The organism is Gelidibacter mesophilus DSM 14095, assembly GCF_000423005.1.
Classification (GTDB): Bacteria; Bacteroidota; Bacteroidia; order Flavobacteriales; family Flavobacteriaceae; genus Gelidibacter; species Gelidibacter mesophilus.
Window position 1 is genome coordinate 32501 of sequence record NZ_AUHD01000006.1, and the last position, 17124, is coordinate 49624.

A 17124-nucleotide genomic window follows, 5' to 3' on the forward strand; every position below is an offset into this window, starting at 1 on the left:
AGCTTTATGTTACTCTCTGGTTTTCTTGTTGTTTTAGGTTTTGTTCTCTTAATAAAGGGCGCGGACTGGATGGTAAATGGCTCTACACTATTGGCTAAAAAGAACAAAATTCCAGATTTGGCAATTGGATTGACCATTGTGGCGTTTGGAACGTCAGCCCCAGAGTTAGTGGTCAATACAGTCGCATCCTATGAAAATCATTCTGATATTGTTTTGGGCAATGTGATAGGCAGTAATAATTTCAATCTCTTCATGATTTTGGGAATTGTGGGTCTTATTTTTCCTATTGCAGTGCAATCCTCAACCGTATGGAAGGAAATTCCTATTTCATTTGTGGCGGCACTAGTGTTTTTGATTCTTGCCAACGGCTACTTTTTTACTGACATGGGATTGTCTCGATTTGATGGGATAATCTTGCTCTTACTATTTTTTCTTTTCTTGTATTATATCTATAAGCAAATGAAGACAGATGTCTCGACCGCTGAGCAGGTAAGCATCACCACTTCAAATTATAAAATATGGGGATTTATTGTTCTGGGTTTGATCGGTTTGATAATTGGTGGAAAATTAATTGTTGATAATGCGGTGACCATTGCGAGCGAATTGGGGGTGAGTGAAAAAATTATCGGACTTACCATTATTGCGGCAGGAACATCTCTTCCAGAGTTAATGACCTCTGTGGTGGCAGCCATGAAAAAGAACAGTGATATTGCCATCGGGAACATTATTGGCTCCAACATTTTTAACATTTTCCTCATTCTATCTGTGAGTTCTTTGGTACGCCCAATTTCATTCAGTTCCGTTTTTAATACCGATATCTACCTTTTACTTGGTGGCACCCTGTTTTTGTTCGTCGCCATGTTTACAGGTAAGAAAAAAACCTTAGATCGTTGGGAGTCCGCCTTATTATTGGTGGTTTTTATAGGGTATACTACTTACTTGGTGAGCCAAGAGATTCAGTAAATTACTATTTGTGTAGTTTAAGTTGGATACGTTTCCGCGGAATATCAACATCCAGAACTTTGACAATCACTTGCTGGTGCAGCGCCACATGGGCATTCACATCGCTCACAAAGGAATCCGATAAATTAGACACATGGATCAATCCACTTTCTTTGATTCCAATATCTACAAAAGCACCAAAATTGGTAACGTTATTAACAATTCCGGGTAGCAATTGGCCTTCCTCCACATCATTGATGGTTTTGATGTTTTGGTTAAAAGTGAAGACTTTCGCTTGCTCGCGAATGTCCAATCCTGGTTTTTCCAATTCTTTGATAATGTCCTGAAGCGTTGGCAATCCCACAGAATCAGTACAGTATTTCTTTAAATCCAATTTTTGAAGTTCGGTTTTGTTGCCAATTAAATCAGAAACGTTCTTTCCCAAATCTTTTGCCATTTTTTCAACAATGGCATAACTTTCAGGATGTACTGCTGAATCATCCAATGGATTCATAGCTGATTTGACCCTTAAAAATCCTGCACCTTGTTCAAAAGCTTTTGCGCCTAAGCGAGGAACTTTTTTAATCGCGTTTATAGATGTAAACGGACCCATTTCATCACGATAGTTGACGATGTTTTCAGCCAGTTTAGGTCCAATTCCAGAGACATAGCTTAATAGGCTCGTACTTGCGGTATTGAGGTTCACTCCCACAGCGTTTACACAACTTTCAACAACAACATCCAACTCTTTTTTAAGTTTGCTTTGATCCACATCATGCTGATATTGTCCAACACCAATAGATTTGGCGTCAATTTTAACCAATTCAGCCAACGGATCCTGCAGGCGTCTGCCAATAGAAACTGAACCACGAACGGTCACATCGTAATTAGGAAATTCATCACGCGCAATCTTTGATGCTGAATAAATACTGGCACCCGCTTCACTGACCACAAATACCTGAATGTCATTTTTAAATCGGATTTTTCGAATGAACGCCTCGGTTTCTCGAGAGGCTGTTCCGTTTCCGATGGCAATGGCATCAATTTGATACGCTTCAGTTAGAGAGCTGATTTTTTTCATGGCACCAATGGTATCATTTTTTGGGGGATGCGGATAGATGGTTTCATTGTATAACAATCCACCTTGAGCGTCTAGACACACCACTTTACAGCCTGATCTAAACCCAGGATCGATGGCAAGGATGCGCTTTTCTCCTAAGGGTGAGCCTAAGAGCAATTGTTTTAAATTTTTCGCAAATACTGAAATGGCCGCTTCATCGGCTTTTGATTTAGCGTTTTGAAGTGCTTCATTTGAAAGTGACGGTAGTAATAACCGTTTATATGCATCTCGAATTGCTATTTGGATGTGCGCAGCGCAATCATTATGAGAACGAATAATTTTATCTTCAATTTTAGCCAATGCTTTGTCATCATCAATAGTAATTTTGAATTTTATAAAGCCTTCAGCTTCGGCTCTTAAAATAGCCAATAACCGATGCGATGGAATGCGGGACAACGATTCTTCCCAATCAAAATAGTCTCTAAATTTTTGGGCATTTTCATTCGTGCTGAGCGCAGTCGCAGCATCCCCTGCTTTCATCTTTACTTCTTTTGTTGAAATCATCGCAAAACGTTCCAACTGATGACGAATGTTGTTTCTGATATCAGTGCGTTCGTTGATCCATTCGGCAATAATATGCCGTGCACCTTCCAAGGCGTCTTCTGCGGAAGCGATTTCTCCTTTTACATATTTATAAGCAATCGCTTCTAAATCTGAAGCGTTTTGGCTCATAATAATTTTAGCCAAGGGCTCCAGTCCGTTTTGTCGTGCCGTTTCTGCCTTTGTCTTTCTGCCTTTTTTGAAAGGCAGATATAAATCTTCAAGTGCCGTCAAATCTTGAATCCCTGCAATCTTTTGTTTTAATTCTGATGTTAAGGCATTTTGTTCTTCAATGGCTTTTGAGATGGCGATTTTTCGCTTTTCCAAAGCTTCAAATTGCTCTTTGAATTTTACAATGTACCCAATTTGAACTTCATCAAGGTTTCCGGTACGCTCTTTTCTATATCGGGAAATAAACGGGATGGTAGCATCCTCATTTAATAATTCGACCGTGTTTTTTACAGAATGTTCTGAGAGTTTTGTGTGGGCAATAATATATGGAATCAAGGACATGTGTAGACTTTAAAAGAATGAGTTGTAAAGATAAGAAGATAAAAAAAACTGCTTGAGATTTCAAACAGTTCTTAATTTTATAAATGAGGTTTTGTCTTAATCCATCACTTTCTTCAAAACGTAGAACTCTTGTAAGTCTCCATTGTTCTTGTTGCCTTCACTGTCCAATAAGGTCAGTGTGTTTTCACCAACAAAATAAGGGTTCCTATCATTGGACAATAGAATTCTTTGGCCTTGGTCATCCCATTCAAAGGTGCCTTTGGTCTCGATTGGTGTAGTTTCTTTGCCTAAATAGGTTTCTTGGATGGTATAGGTTTTATCACTGTTAATTATAACTATGGTTTTAATGCCTTCACAATCGGCGCAAGGTACCTCTCCTTCATAGGTGCCGTCCCAATCTAAGGAGGTCCTACTGTTGTCCCCAGTAGCCTCCATTTCTACAGCTTCTAGTTGAGGTTCTTCTGATATTTGGGTCTCTTTTTTCTTCTCAGAATTACAACTCGTCATGATGAACACAACAGTAATAGCTAATACATTTATTATTTTGGTTTTCATTTCTTATTTAAAAATTTGAATTTAGTAAATTGGTAAAATCTCAAAAGATTAGACCTGTTATTTTTTATCTTCGGCAACTTTAAAAGTCAGCAAAACATAACCGTTTTGGTCATTGAAAGTCAATTCGTCGTTGATAAGCGTGTAACTATAGGCTTTTTGTAAATTTGCCATAAATACGCTTTCCAGCTCGTTTTCATCACAATATTTCATGGTGGCCATCATTTGAGAAAAGGCTATGTGCTGATTCTCTTTTAATGAAAACGTACCTCCAAATCCATTACAACCGCCATTTCCACCTACACCGTTGTCTTTTTTTGTGAGTTTAATATAAGGTTGCTCCAACTCACTTTTAGAAAGATTTAAAGGATCACCGTTAAGTTTGCTTAAAACCCATTTTGTACCAACAAGTTGTGTTTCCGTTTTACTGGTGGATTTTTGTACGGGATCTTGAGATTTGCAATTGAAAAGGAACAAACAAACCAAGAAAGTTAAACTTAAAAAATATTTCATAATATCTATAATTAGTAATTCTGTTTTTCAAAGATAGCGAATGGTTTTTTGTAATATTCAAATATAAAGTACGTTTTTTTAAGCGTTTTACCTAGCTAATGTGCAATCCGTTAGGAACTTTTGCGTCAGTAGAAGCATCCGGATTTACAAAAACCAATGTCCCGTCTTCAGATTCTGTCATCAATATCATACCCTGACTTTCAACCCCTCTCAGCGTGCGTGGTGCTAAATTGACCAAAACGGTAACACGTTTCCCAACAACTTCTTCTGCAGTAAAACTCTCCGCAATCCCTGAAACTATAGTGCGAACATCGATGCCGGTATCCACTTTTAAAATCAATAATTTATTGGCTTTTGGCATTTTTTCAGCTTCCAAAATGGTACCCACACGCATATCCAACTTTGAAAAATCTTCAAAAGTGATGGTTTCTTTTTGAGGCTCTAATTTTTTATTAGCGGCCTCATTTGATTTTTTGCTCGCAATAAGTTTGTCCAATTGATGTTGTATAGTCTCATCTTCGATCTTCGAAAATAGCAATTCAGCTTTCCCAATGTGATGTCCTGCAGGGAGCAACACTTTTTTAGATGAAACAGCGTTCCATGAATTGGTGGTATCGTTAGAGTTGATATTAAGAATGGTTTTCAATTTTTCAGAAGTAAAAGGTAAAAAAGGTTCACTCAACGAGGCTAAAGCCGATGCCATTTGAAGTGCTACAAACATAATGGTTTTAGTACGTGCTTCATCTGTTCTGACGAGTTTCCAGGGTTCTTCATCTGCCAAGTATTTATTGCCCAACCGTGCTAAATTGAGGAGTTCTTGGCTCGCTTCCCTAAACCTGTAACGTTCAATAGAACTCGCAATCACATCAGGATATGCTTTTATGGCTGCCAAGACGTCTTGGTCCACGGCGCTAAATTCTGATGCTTCTGGTACGATCCCTTTGTAATATTTATCGGTCAATACCACCACGCGATTAATGAAATTCCCGAAGATGGCTACCAATTCATTATTATTTCTTGCCTGAAAATCTTTCCAGGTAAAATCATTGTCCTTCGTTTCGGGTGCATTTGCGGTCAATGCATAACGCAGGACATCTTGTTGGTTTGGAAAATCTTCCAAGTATTCCGGTAACCAAACGGCCCAGTTTTTTGAAGTGGATAATTTATTCCCTTCTAAATTTAAAAACTCATTTGCAGGTACATTATCAGGTAAAATGTAGGAACCTTCGGCCTTCAACATGGATGGGAAAATAATACAGTGGAATACAATATTGTCCTTCCCGATAAAATGTACCAATTTGGTTTCTTTGTCCTTCCAATAAGGTTCCCAATCTTTCCCAACGCGCTCTGCCCATTCTTTGGTAGACGAGATGTAACCAATAGGTGCATCAAACCATACATATAATACTTTTCCCTCAGCTCCTTCTAACGGCACCGGAATGCCCCAGTCCAAATCTCTGGTAACTGCTCTTGGGCGTAGACCGTCGTCAATCCAAGATTTGACTTGTCCGTAAACATTAGGCTTCCAATCTTTTTTATGCCCTTCCAAGATCCATTCTTTTAAAAATGCCTCGTGTTTGTGCAACGGTAAAAACCAATGCTTGGTTTGTTTTAAGGTAGGTACATTTCCAGTGATGGCCGATTTTGGATTGATTAAATCGGTTGCATTTAAACTAGTACCACATTTTTCACATTGGTCGCCATAGGCTTCTTCATTACCACATTTAGGGCAAGTGCCCGTCACAAAACGGTCCGCTAAAAACTGATCCGCTTCTTCATCGTAAAGTTGCTCTGTGATTTCTTCAATAAACTCACCTTTATCATACAAGGTCTTAAAGAATTCCTGAGCTGTTTCATGATGGATTTCTGCAGACGTGCGCGAATAGTTGTCAAAACTGATCCCAAAATCGGCAAACGAGGTTTTGATAATCGCGTGGTATTTGTCCACGATATCTTGAGGCGTCACCCCTTCTTTTTTTGCTTTAATAGTAATTGGAACGCCATGTTCATCGCTTCCGCAGATAAAGGCCACATCCTTGCCAATTAATCGTAAATAACGTGCGTAAATATCAGCAGGCACATAAACCCCAGCCAAATGGCCAATATGGATCGCGCCGTTGGTATAAGGTAATGCTGCTGTAATAGTATATCTTTTAGGTTGATTCATCAATTAATAATTTAATGGTGCTTCATTGAAAAGAGTAAGGTGACATCATAAACTTCAGCTTTGAACTGACAGTTTGCTTCACTTCACTCGCAATATCGCGATGTTTTTAGAAGCCACAAAAGTACGCATTTTGACCTCGATTTAGAAAAAAAATGTATTTTTACATTATGTCAAAAATCACTCTTACCCTCGTCTTAAGTTGCTTCGTTTTGTGGCTAGTTCCGCAAGGCTTATTGGCACAAGAAAAATCGTCACTTATGAAACAGCAAACACTTGTGCGTCCTGCGTATTTAAAAGCGGGAGACACCGTTGCAATTGTTGCTCCAGCCGGAATTCTTAAAAATAGAAATGCTGATATTCAGCGGGCTCAGGAATTAATGAAAAGTTGGGGCTTGCACACTGTTTTGGGAGAACACTTGTTTTCGGTGTCCAATCATTTTGCAGGAACCGATGAAGAACGTTGTGCCGATTTTCAAAGAGCAATGGACGATCCTACAATTAGTGCTATTTGGGCAGGACGTGGCGGATATGGAACAGTCAGGATTTTGGATAAATTGGACTATACCAAATTTAGAAAAAAACCGAAATGGGTTATTGGCTATTCTGACATTACAGCATTACACAACCAATTGCACACTAAAGGATTTGAGTCTATGCATGCCATGATGGCTGCAGGAGTAACCGAAGATTTAGGCGATATCAAAGAAACGGTAGCAAGCTTTAAAGCGGCAATATTTGGAAAACCATTGGGCTATACCTTAGAAGGATCAAAATATAATAAAGTAGGCACAGCGTCTGGTGAATTGGTTGGCGGAAATTTGACTTTACTACATACCATGTTGGGCTCTAATACCAGTATTGACCTTTCAGGGAAAATCCTTTTTATTGAAGAAACGGGCGAGTATGCTTATCATATTGATCGGATGTTGCAAAGTTTAAAACGTGCAGGCTATTTTGACAATTGCAAAGGTGTGATTGTAGGCGATTTTTCGAAAGTTAGGGTGAATACGACCCCTTGGGGAAGCTCTGTTGAGCAATTGGTTTTGGATGTATTGTCCGATTATGATTTTCCAATTGCTTTTAAAATGCCAGCAGGACATGAAGATGACAACAGAGCGATGATTTTTGGTAGGAACATAGAGTTGAAGGTGACTAAAAACGAATCCACTGTTGTTTTTGATAACTGACTAACATCACTCCGAATAATCTCTCAACAAAGCGCGGTAATTAGTCAATATTTTTGAGCGACTAATAAATCCTCGAAATCCTTTATTTTCGTCCAATAATGGGAGTTGCCAGACATCGGCTTCATCAAACATTTTGGTGACCTGCATGACAGAATCTGATGGTGTGACAATAAATGAAGGTTTAATGGCGAGTTTGCCCACGCTAGTTTCAGAAGTTGATTTTTTTCCTAAAAGATAAGGACGTAAATGTTCTCTATTTAAAATTCCCAAAAATTGATTGTTACTATCAATAACCGCCATACTATTTTGGTCACTATTTCTAAACTTCTGCATCACCTCATCCATACTTTCTTTTGTACTCAGCACCAGAGAAGCAGGGTTGATGCAATCTTGTAGGGATATTTGCGAAAGAATATTTTGATCTTGGCGGGTCGTAAAAATCTTTCCTTCATCGGCCAGTTTAGTGAACGCTGGGTTGACTGGCGAAAAAAATCGATTGATCACATAAGCAATGACGGAAACCGTCATCAATGGAATGAAGAGATCATAACCCCCACTGGTTTCGGCAATCAGAAAAATGGCGGTTAATGGCGCGTATAAGGCTCCAGACATGACTCCTGCCATACCAACTAACATTAAATTTGTGGTTGGTACGTCTTGAACGCCTAACATTTCCAAAGAAAGACCAAAGACATATCCCAAAAATCCACCTGCAACCAATGATGGCGCAAAATTACCGCCATTTCCACCAGAACCTAAAGTAATACTTGTCGCAAAGGCTTTTAAAAGCGTAGCTAAAGCAAGAAAAACGAGAATAATGAGTTGTGAGTTTCCGAAATAGCGAAATAAACTTTCATTAATTAATTGTTCAGCGTTGCCTTGATGTAAAGTTTTAATATTGAGATAACCTTCCCCAAAAAGTGGTGGAAATGCAACACATAACAACGATAATAAGGCGCCTCCAACAAGCGCTTTTAAAATGACTCGTTTCTTAAAACGTTCAAAAAACTGATGAACTTTTTGTCCGACCAATAAAAAATAACGCGCATAGAAACCAGTAAAAATCCCTAAAATGATATAATAGAAAATGTTGACATAATTGAAAGCTTCTCGTGCACGAAGATTGAATAACACATCTTCGTTTAAAATCACCGTAGAGAGTAGGCTTCCACAAATAGCAGCAATGACCAAGGGGATAAAATCGGTGAAAACCAATCCTGTGAGCAATATTTCAAAAGCGAACATGGTCCCCGCGATTGGTGCGTTAAATGCAGCAGCAATCCCAGCAGCAGCACCTGAGGCAAGCAACAACGTACGTTCTTTAAAATCTAATCGGTAGCGTTGTGCATAGTTTGATCCAATGGCCGAACCTGTTACGGCTATAGGCGTTTCCAGTCCTACAGAACCTCCAAAACCAACCGTTAGTCCGCTTTGTACAATTTGAGAATACATCTTGTTGGATTTGATTTTACTCTGGTTTTGTGAAATATCCTTTAAAATGAAGGAAAGTTCCTTGTCTTCATCGCCTTTAAAAAAGTACTTTACCACCATAGCAGTTAGAGTGATACCGAGCAATGGAAAGATGGCATAAACATATAAGCGCTCTTCAAAGGGCACTTCAGTATTGATGAACAATTGAATATGGTGCACAATGACTTTAAGAAGAACCCCAGCCAGACCAGCGGTTAGCCCTACTAAAATTCCTGATAAAATGAGAAATTGTGAACGCGTTAGGCGCTCGTTGATCCATAAAAGAAGAATTTCCACAAAATTGAATTTCTTATATGGGTAATTTATAAATGCTCTTTTGAAATGCAAAAAAGCGACATATAGTTTCTTTATTTTGTACATTGGAAGTGGTGAATCTATTTAAAGACATTGAAAACTAAAAGGGTTGATTAGATCGATAATTTGATGAAAACAAGCATATTCCAACTTTGAATGGTCCTGCAAATTTCGATAAAATAATAAAAGGAAGACGCCATATAATCAGATTTTTTTATTCACTGCGCTTTCCTTTATGACATTAGAAGTGCCTTGTTATTGAGAGAGGGTGAAGATGATTTTAAAACGTTTTTAGATATATTGGTGAATTTGTGGCTTAATTAAATAATTTTAAATGGCAGGATGAGATTCCTGTCTTCGCAGGAATAATGGCACACCATAATGAACTTGGTAAGTTAGGCGAGAAATTAGCCGCTGAATACCTACTCTCAAAAGGGTATGAGATTGTGTACAAGAATTATTTTTATCAGAAAGCAGAAATCGACATTATTGCGAAGCATAATAATATGATGATTTGCGTAGAAGTCAAAACTCGAAATTCTGACTTTTTTGGAGATCCACAAGATTTTGTGACGCCTAGTAAAATCAAATTATTGGTCAAGGCAATGGATGCATTTATTATTGAAAATGATATTGAATTAGAGTCTAGGTTTGATATTGTTGCAGTGTTAAAGAACAAAACCAAGGAGGAACTTACACATTATGAAAACGCGTTTTATCATTTTTAATGAGCTGAAAAGTGCATAAAGCTTATGAACTGAAATGTTATGGAACGCCTTTTAATTTTGTAAGTTATTATAATAAAACAGATTGGGATATGACAATTGTCATCTTTTTTACACTTCTCGTTATTTACATTTGGCGCTTAATTATTTAAGAATAAGCCATTATGATAGCCATTAAACAAGCGCATAGTTTTCATATTCCTGTTATGGGTTTAGCCTTCACTGTAGATAGTCCCATTCGAGTGGCCCAATATGGTATTTCGTCTGTCATATCTATAATAGATGATGACCTTTTGGAGAAAATGAATGCATTCTATAGTCAAAAATTTAGTCTGCCTTACCAGGAAATTTCAAAAAAGGCCGAAGATTATCGCGCCAAACGTATAACTTCATATTTGAATTTAGTTGATACTATTGTTAAAGATAAGTTTGGAAAATTTAAAGAGGAATTATCAGAAAGTAAATCAGCATTAGAGAATTTTATCGGTATGCTTCCCAATAAATCTAGCATCAAGGAAGGGCTTTCAAAAATGTTGGAAGAGGGCATGCTCATTAAGGAAACCATAAAAGATTATATGGATACCCATATGTCTGCTGGAGAAATTGATGTCAATATCATGACCAAGATTGACAAAGACAATTTTAAAGGATCGGAGCAGCTTCCAATAGAATTTAACGATGCCCATGCGTCGCTTCGTGGATTTGCCAATAGCAATTTGGAATCTTCAGTTGTGCTTTCCGCAGGAATGAATCCAAGATTATATAGCTATTTTGAAAGTTTCAAAGATTTTTTTCCAGATGCCCATGGAAATCTGAAAAAGAAAGTAATTTTAAAAGTGAGCGATTTTCGTTCTGCTATTATTCAAGGAAAATTTTTGGCCAAGAAAGGACTTTGGGTTTCAGAATACCGGGTTGAATCTGGATTAAATTGTGGTGGCCACGCCTTTGCAACCGAAGGATTTTTGTTAGGTCCAATTTTAGAGGAGTTCAAAACCAAAAAAGGAGAGTTGCTGCGTGATACACAGGCCATTTTTATGAAAGCCTTAGCGGATAAGCAACAGGTTGTTCCTAAAAACTCCTTGGACATTAAAATCACCGTTCAAGGTGGTGTTGGAACTGCCGCGGAACATGATTTTTTAATTGATAGATATAAGGTAGATTCTGTAGGTTGGGGCAGTCCTTTTTTATTGGTTCCGGAAGCGACATCGGTAGATAATGCAACTAGAAAACTTCTTGCAGCAGCTAAGGAAAGTGATTTGTATTTAAGTGATATTTCGCCCTTAGGCGTACCTTTTAATACGCTTAGAGGGACCTCTAATGAGTTTTATAAACAAAGCCGTATTGCTAATAATAAGGCGGGAAGTTCTTGTCCGAAAAAGTTTTTGGCATTAAGTAAGGAGTTTGGCCCGGAAGGAATTTGTACGGCATCAAAAAAATATCAAGATGTGAAATTGTCAGAACTTGAGGTGAATAAGGAGGCTATGGGGTCTTCACACTATGAACTTGCTAAAAGCAAGATTACTGAAAAAGCCTGTTTATGTGTTGGTCTGGCCAATGCCTCCTATCTAGAAAACGATATGCCATTAAAAGGGCAACAGCAGGGCGTTGTGATTTGTCCAGGACCAAATTTAGCGTACTTTAATAAAGAAGTCTCATTGTCTCAAATGATACAACATATTTATGGAGGTACCTCAGTGCTTACAGAAGCGAATCGACCAAATATGTTTGTAAAGGAATTGAAGATGTATGTGGATTATCTAAAAAATGACATTGCGAATTTTACCGATGCATTATCTGCTAAAAACATTAAAAAATGGACCGCTTTTAAAAGTAATTTACTGGAAGGTATCGCTTATTATCAAAATCTGTTTGAAGAAACGTTTAATCTCAACAATACTCAGATTCAATCTGATATAATTCGGTATAAAAACGAAATAGATACTATAGAAATTCCTGTTTTATAAATCAAAAAAGGAGAATTAATTTTATTTTTTTGATGAAACGAATATAGATGTCAAACTAACTTCTCCTATTTTTTAAGGAGGAGTGGATTCTGCTCTCGGAGAAAAGCAGAAGACGAAGTGGTTTTTGAGATTGAAGAACCTCTCAGATTTTAAAAAAACATGACAGTTTTTCTTGGTTAACGATAAAAGTTCATTTCGTCCACATATTCCCAAACGTGCTCAGGCAGCATGGGTCTCACGTTTTTACCTTCTTTGATTGATTTTCTAATAAATGTAGAGGACAATTCCATTATAGGAGCGGAGACCTGATGAATTTTTGGATGCTGCTCAAATTGGGTTTCAACTTGACCTTCTGAAAGCCTTGGATACACATAAATATGATGGTTGGCCAAGATCAATTCGTAGTTCTTCCATTTGTGGAGGCTTTTCAGATTGTCCTCTCCCATAATCAAGGCAAACTCATGCATGGGATATTTCTCTTTTAAATAGGTAAGTGTGTTGATGGTGTAATTGGGTTGTGACATCCCAAATTCAATATCGTTAGGTCGCAATTTTGGATAATCGGCAGTAGCCCGGTACACCATCTCAAAACGATCATGATTATCAAGCATGGATGCTTTTACTTTAAAAGGACTTTGGGGGGTGACGACAAACCATATTTGATCAAGAGCGCTATGTTCTGCCATATGGTTGGCAATGATTAAATGACCCACATGAATGGGATTGAAGGTGCCAAAGTAGAGTCCGATTTTCATCTGTATATAGGTGTTGTATTGCTCAGATGCAATGCCTAAATTATCGTATTAATTGGGATGGGTGTTTGAGAAATAACTTCTCATAATTCTTCCGGTATTTTTATAAAATCAGAGACCAGTTTGTAGGACTCCGCAAGCGCATTCTCGAGATCATCATTAACGACAATCACATCAAATAAAGGTGCAGTTGCCAATTCAGCAGAAGCTTTTGCAATCCGCATATTAATTTTGTCATTGCTTTCTGTCTGACGCTTTTTTAAACGAATCTTAAGCTCGTCAATACTTGGCGGTTTAACAAAAATGGCGATGGTTTGGTCAGGGAATTTTCGTTTGATACGTAAGCCTCCAGAAACATCAATATCAAAGATGACGTTTTTTCCTTTGGCCCAGATACGCTTCACCTCGGTTTTCAGTGTGCCGTAAAAGTTGTCTCGGTAAACTTCTTCCCATTCTAAAAATTCGTCATTTTTAATGCGGTTTTTAAAAGCTTGTGCATCTAGAAAATAATAATCTTTACCATCGGTTTCATTGCTTCTCTTCTCTCTTGAAGTCGCTGAAATTGAAAACTCTAAATTAAGTTCTTCTTGTTTCAATAAATGTCTCACAAGCGTTGTTTTTCCTGAGCCAGATGGCGCTGAGAAAACGATAAGTTTACCCTTGTTGGTGATGTCGTCAATTTTTGTCACAAATTATATGTTTTATTACAAACCTGTCTGTTGACAGAGATGTCTACTGTTTTTTTACTTAATACCCACTACAGAACGTTCAATAACTGCTCTTTAATTTTTTCCAATTCATCCTTCATTTGAACGACCAATTTTTGCATCGGGGCGTAATTGCTTTTTGAGCCTATGGTATTGATCTCCCGGCCCATTTCCTGAGAAATAAAACCTAATTTTTTTCCGTTGGAATCATCGCTTTCAAGCGCTTTTATAAAATAGTCCAAATGGTTTCTTAGGCGAACCTTTTCTTCAGTGATGTCAAATTTTTCGATATAAAAAACCAGTTCCTGTTCAAAACGGTTCTCATCTACTTTCTCTTTCAACTCAGCCACACCCTTATTCAAACGTTCTCTGACGCCATCAATACGCTCAGGATCCATTGCAATAACGGCATCTAAAAGCTCTGAAATATTTTTAACCCGATCAAAAAACTCCGTTTCCAGGACTTTACCTTCGTCCAAACGATATTCTTGGATTTTAGTTATGGCCGTGTTGATCTCTGCAGCAATTTCACTCCATTCATCCTCATCCATTTCGTCACGTTCAGTAGTTACTGCATCCGGTAAACGAATGGCCATTTTGAGCAGTTCTGTTTCGTCACCGTCCACAACATCCTTCAATTGCTTGATATATTGTTTAACGACCGTTTTATTGATTTGTGTTGAGGTTTCCTCACCAGTAATTTCCATGTATAACGAAAAATCCACTTTGCCACGTTCTAACTTTGAAGCGATCAATTTACGAATGTCAAGCTCCTTTTCTCTGTATAATGAAGGCATTCTTGTATTTAGATCGAGGTTTTTACTGTTAAGAGACTTGATCTCTATGGATATTTTTTTGGTAGGAAGCTGTATGACAGATTTTCCGTACCCAGTCATGGATTGTATCATGTACTTAATTTAAAAGTTGCACAAAGGTAATGAAAATCATCAGTTTTAACCGGCTAATTAAGTTCGTGTAATTGTGCCTAAGGCATATAAAAATTTCTAAATTTGCATTCTTTATATTACCAGTCAAAAGATTTACGGCTTTTTGAATTATTGACATTTTAAATTTATAGTGAAAGGTCTAGTGTTTACGGTTTAATATCTCTAATCTTAAAATTATGTATCTAAAAAATTTTGAAATACGATGGAGTGATGTCGATGCCAACAGGCATTTGGCAAATTCTGCCTATGTTAATTTTATGAGCCATACACGTGTGGCATTTTTTGAAGAACATGGGTTTTCTTTGTCCAATCTTGTAAAATATCAAATCAGTCCAGTGGTTTTTTATGAGCATATCTTTTATTTCAAAGAAGCCTTTCTGGGGACGCCGTTACGTGTTGGTCTTGAAGTGACTGGTTTGAGTGAAGATGGGATGTTTTTTAGGATAGAACATAATATCTACAATCATAAGGGCGAAAATTTAGCAAATTGTGAACTGTTGGGCGCTTGGATCAATTTAAAATCTCGGGAATTAACGGGATTGCCATCAGAGTTTTTAGAGGAAATGGATTCATTTCCAAAATCAAAGGATTTTAAAATTTTGACCAAAGAGGACACCCGTAAATTTGGAAAGAAACCAGTGAACTTAAGTTAGAATTTTCGGTTTTTTGGTGACCAAATAAATACCTAAAAATATCAACGAGGCGGCAATGACTTTTACCGAAGTTAAATTGTCACTTCCCATGATTATTGCAAATATCCCCGCAATTACTGGCTGGATATAAATAAAGATGCTTACCGTAGAAGCTTTTAGGTGCACTAATGCTATTGGATTCAACAAATTTGCTATATACGTGGCACCAATAACAATAAAGGCTATGGCAAAATATACGTAAGGGTTAAAACTTGATAATTCAATTTCCATAAGTTCAGAATAACCGAAGGGGATGACCATAATGAAAGCGAATAGAAACATCCATTTAAGAAACGTAAACGGATGGTATTTGGCGGTCAATTTTTTCACCAAAATAATGTAAATCGCAAAAGAAGTGGCGTTAATAAATATTAGAGTATTCCCTAAAAGAACGTTGTCTTCAGTGCGTAAGGATTTACCATAAATTGTCAGAATAATTGCTCCCGCAAAGCCAAAAAGCACACCCAGAATCTTCATCGATGTGAGTTTTTCATTTAGAAAAATGGCAGACATGATTAACACCAATATGGGTGAGATGGTAGAAATTACTGAGGCATGAATGGGTGTGGTATGCTCCAATCCTTTAAAAAACATTAGCATATTAATGGCAATGCCAAAAAGTGCGGCTATAAAAAAATGAATATAATCACGCTTGTCAATTTTTTCTTTTGGACCCATAAAGCTAAATAGCCAAAATAGCAAGGTCGCACCGCCAACTCTCAGAATGATAAATGCAAATGGTTTAACAAAACCGCCCGCCATAACATCTTTTGCTAACGTATAATTAAATCCATACATTAATTACACAACAAATGCGGCGAGGAATGCGAGATTTCTAGCTCTCATGAATTGCCTTTTTAGCGGCTTCTACGGTTTTGGGACTGTTGCCGATAAAAATTTGATCGTTGTAAACTATAACTGGTCGGCTTAAAAATGTATAATGTTCAAGGATATAATTTTTATAATCCTTTTCTGTGAGCTGTTTGTCCTTAAGTCCCAATTGCTTGTAACGCTGTGCACGTTTGCTGAACAAGGCTTCATAAGTGCCTGCCAATTGGCGAAGGTGTTCTAATTGCGCTTCGGTGATTGCCTCACTCTTAATGTCTTGATAGATGAAGTCAGAGGGTAGCTCAAGGGTCTTTATGATTTTTGCACAGGTGCTACACGTTTTTAAATGATAAATTTTTTTCAAAATAATTGAGTTATGTTATTTAGACCAAGAAGTATCAGTTAATAACGCCTCCTTGATAATTATAAATAGTACGAATGTTTTCTCTAATAAAAGTCCAATCTAAGGTTTCACTTTCAACTGACTATTAATCTGATCATAAGGTAAAACAATCTTGGTGTTGCCTTGGGCGTATGATGCAATTTCGTAATTATTATAAAGCATTACTAAGCCATTTTGTGTGAATCCGATATTAGATGGTAATTGAAAATCTTCCCCAAAGAAAAAATCCTCCATACTCTCATCATTATCTTTTGGTTTTGTTTGCTCCTTAAAAGCCTTTTCGGCTACTTTTTTAAATTCCGCTAGGTCGCTGATGATGTCATTTTGGGCTAAAAGTACGCCGTTTTTCGGATTGAAGTTTAAATAGGTAACGCGGCTATTGCCATGTGCTCCTCCAGTATCAATATAGGACTGTAGACTTATTGTGATTACTTCAGGAGATTCAAATAGAATCTTGCCATCTACTTTTGCTTCCCATTTTTGAGCGGAATCTTGAAAATCCTTTTTGAAGGTTTTGTACTCCTTATCAAATTGTGAAACAGCCTGAGAAAGTGAGACCTCGTTTTCTGGTGTTTCGGCCATGTTCATTTCATTGGCAATGACGTGCTCAAGTTGTTGGTTTATTTTTTCTGCCACTGCCTTCGTACCGATGGCTTTAGGATAGTTTATAACGATTACTGCATCTGATGATTTTTCGATATGTTGTGTTTCAAATTGTAATTTGACGTCTTCGTTACAGGCTAACAAGACCAATGCGGTTATTAAAGCCAAGCTTATTTTCTTCAAG

The 17124-nt window shown here is 37.5% G+C and carries 16 protein-coding genes; 5 read left to right on the forward strand and 11 right to left on the reverse strand.

Annotation, left to right across the window (positions count from 1 at the left end; translation table 11 throughout):
- Positions 1–6: 6 nt before the first annotated feature.
- Positions 7–963 carry a calcium/sodium antiporter gene (locus tag G525_RS0107350; protein ID WP_027125582.1) on the forward strand — a complete coding sequence of 319 codons (957 nt, stop codon included), beginning with the start codon at positions 7–9 and terminating at the stop codon, positions 961–963.
- Positions 964–967: 4 nt separating this feature from the next.
- On the opposite strand, the gene G525_RS0107355 is transcribed toward G525_RS0107350, so the two are convergent.
- The 4 genes from G525_RS0107355 to metG form a co-directional block, all read right to left on the reverse strand.
- Positions 968–3115: a Tex family protein gene (locus G525_RS0107355; protein WP_027125583.1), complete on the reverse strand. Its 2148-nt coding sequence runs from the start codon at positions 3113–3115 to the stop codon at positions 968–970.
- A gap of 96 nt (positions 3116–3211) precedes the next feature.
- A complete protein-coding gene (locus tag G525_RS0107360; RefSeq protein WP_027125584.1) occupies positions 3212–3670 on the reverse strand; it encodes a copper resistance protein NlpE in 459 nt (152 codons plus the stop codon).
- Between the two features lie 57 nt (positions 3671–3727).
- The gene (locus G525_RS0107365; protein WP_027125585.1) at positions 3728–4180 is read right to left on the reverse strand and encodes an META domain-containing protein; all 453 of its coding nucleotides are present in this window, start codon (positions 4178–4180) and stop codon (positions 3728–3730) included.
- A 91-nt stretch (positions 4181–4271) separates the two neighbouring features.
- The gene (metG, locus tag G525_RS0107370) at positions 4272–6347 is read right to left on the reverse strand and encodes a methionine--tRNA ligase (protein ID WP_027125586.1); all 2076 of its coding nucleotides are present in this window, start codon (positions 6345–6347) and stop codon (positions 4272–4274) included.
- A 257-nt stretch (positions 6348–6604) separates the two neighbouring features.
- Here metG and G525_RS0107375 point away from each other — a divergent pair, with 257 nt between their 5' ends.
- Positions 6605–7534 carry a S66 peptidase family protein gene (locus G525_RS0107375; protein ID WP_035479326.1) on the forward strand — a complete coding sequence of 310 codons (930 nt, stop codon included), beginning with the start codon at positions 6605–6607 and terminating at the stop codon, positions 7532–7534.
- A gap of 6 nt (positions 7535–7540) precedes the next feature.
- On the opposite strand, the gene G525_RS0107380 is transcribed toward G525_RS0107375, so the two are convergent.
- A complete protein-coding gene (locus G525_RS0107380; RefSeq protein ID WP_027125588.1) occupies positions 7541–9385 on the reverse strand; it encodes a chloride channel protein in 1845 nt (614 codons plus the stop codon).
- 302 nt (positions 9386–9687) lie between these two features.
- On the opposite strand from G525_RS0107380, the gene G525_RS0107385 reads away from it, so the two are divergent.
- Entirely contained in the window at positions 9688–10047 is a 360-nt protein-coding gene (locus G525_RS0107385; RefSeq protein WP_027125589.1) for a YraN family protein, read from the forward strand.
- A gap of 161 nt (positions 10048–10208) precedes the next feature.
- Complete coding sequence (locus tag G525_RS0107390; protein ID WP_027125590.1) at positions 10209–12008, forward strand: hypothetical protein; 1800 nt, start codon at positions 10209–10211, stop codon at positions 12006–12008.
- A gap of 176 nt (positions 12009–12184) precedes the next feature.
- Here the strand turns inward: G525_RS0107390 and nadD are convergent, their stop codons facing one another.
- The 3 genes from nadD to G525_RS0107405 all read right to left on the reverse strand — a co-directional run bounded on the left by nadD (position 12185) and on the right by G525_RS0107405 (position 14375).
- A complete protein-coding gene (nadD, locus tag G525_RS0107395; protein WP_027125591.1) occupies positions 12185–12763 on the reverse strand; it encodes a nicotinate (nicotinamide) nucleotide adenylyltransferase in 579 nt (192 codons plus the stop codon).
- Between the two features lie 80 nt (positions 12764–12843).
- Positions 12844–13449 carry a guanylate kinase gene (gene gmk, locus G525_RS0107400; RefSeq protein ID WP_245577747.1) on the reverse strand — a complete coding sequence of 202 codons (606 nt, stop codon included), beginning with the start codon at positions 13447–13449 and terminating at the stop codon, positions 12844–12846.
- A 68-nt stretch (positions 13450–13517) separates the two neighbouring features.
- On the reverse strand, positions 13518–14375 hold the full coding sequence (locus G525_RS0107405) for a YicC/YloC family endoribonuclease (RefSeq protein WP_027125593.1): 858 nt from the start codon (positions 14373–14375) through the stop codon (positions 13518–13520).
- A gap of 215 nt (positions 14376–14590) precedes the next feature.
- Between G525_RS0107405 and G525_RS0107410 the strand changes: the two genes are divergently transcribed.
- Entirely contained in the window at positions 14591–15067 is a 477-nt protein-coding gene (locus G525_RS0107410; RefSeq protein ID WP_027125594.1) for an acyl-CoA thioesterase, read from the forward strand.
- Here G525_RS0107410 and G525_RS20520 read toward each other — a convergent pair.
- The 3 genes from G525_RS20520 to G525_RS21695 form a co-directional block, all read right to left on the reverse strand.
- The gene (locus tag G525_RS20520) at positions 15059–15904 is read right to left on the reverse strand and encodes a DMT family transporter (RefSeq protein WP_245577748.1); all 846 of its coding nucleotides are present in this window, start codon (positions 15902–15904) and stop codon (positions 15059–15061) included. The two genes, G525_RS0107410 and G525_RS20520, sit on opposite strands and share 9 nt — an antisense overlap.
- A 37-nt stretch (positions 15905–15941) precedes the next feature.
- Positions 15942–16298 carry an arsenate reductase family protein gene (locus G525_RS0107420; RefSeq protein WP_027125595.1) on the reverse strand — a complete coding sequence of 119 codons (357 nt, stop codon included), beginning with the start codon at positions 16296–16298 and terminating at the stop codon, positions 15942–15944.
- 99 nt (positions 16299–16397) lie between these two features.
- Entirely contained in the window at positions 16398–17123 is a 726-nt protein-coding gene (locus G525_RS21695) for a DUF3298 and DUF4163 domain-containing protein (protein WP_084647728.1), read from the reverse strand.
- Position 17124: the final 1 nt, after the last annotated feature.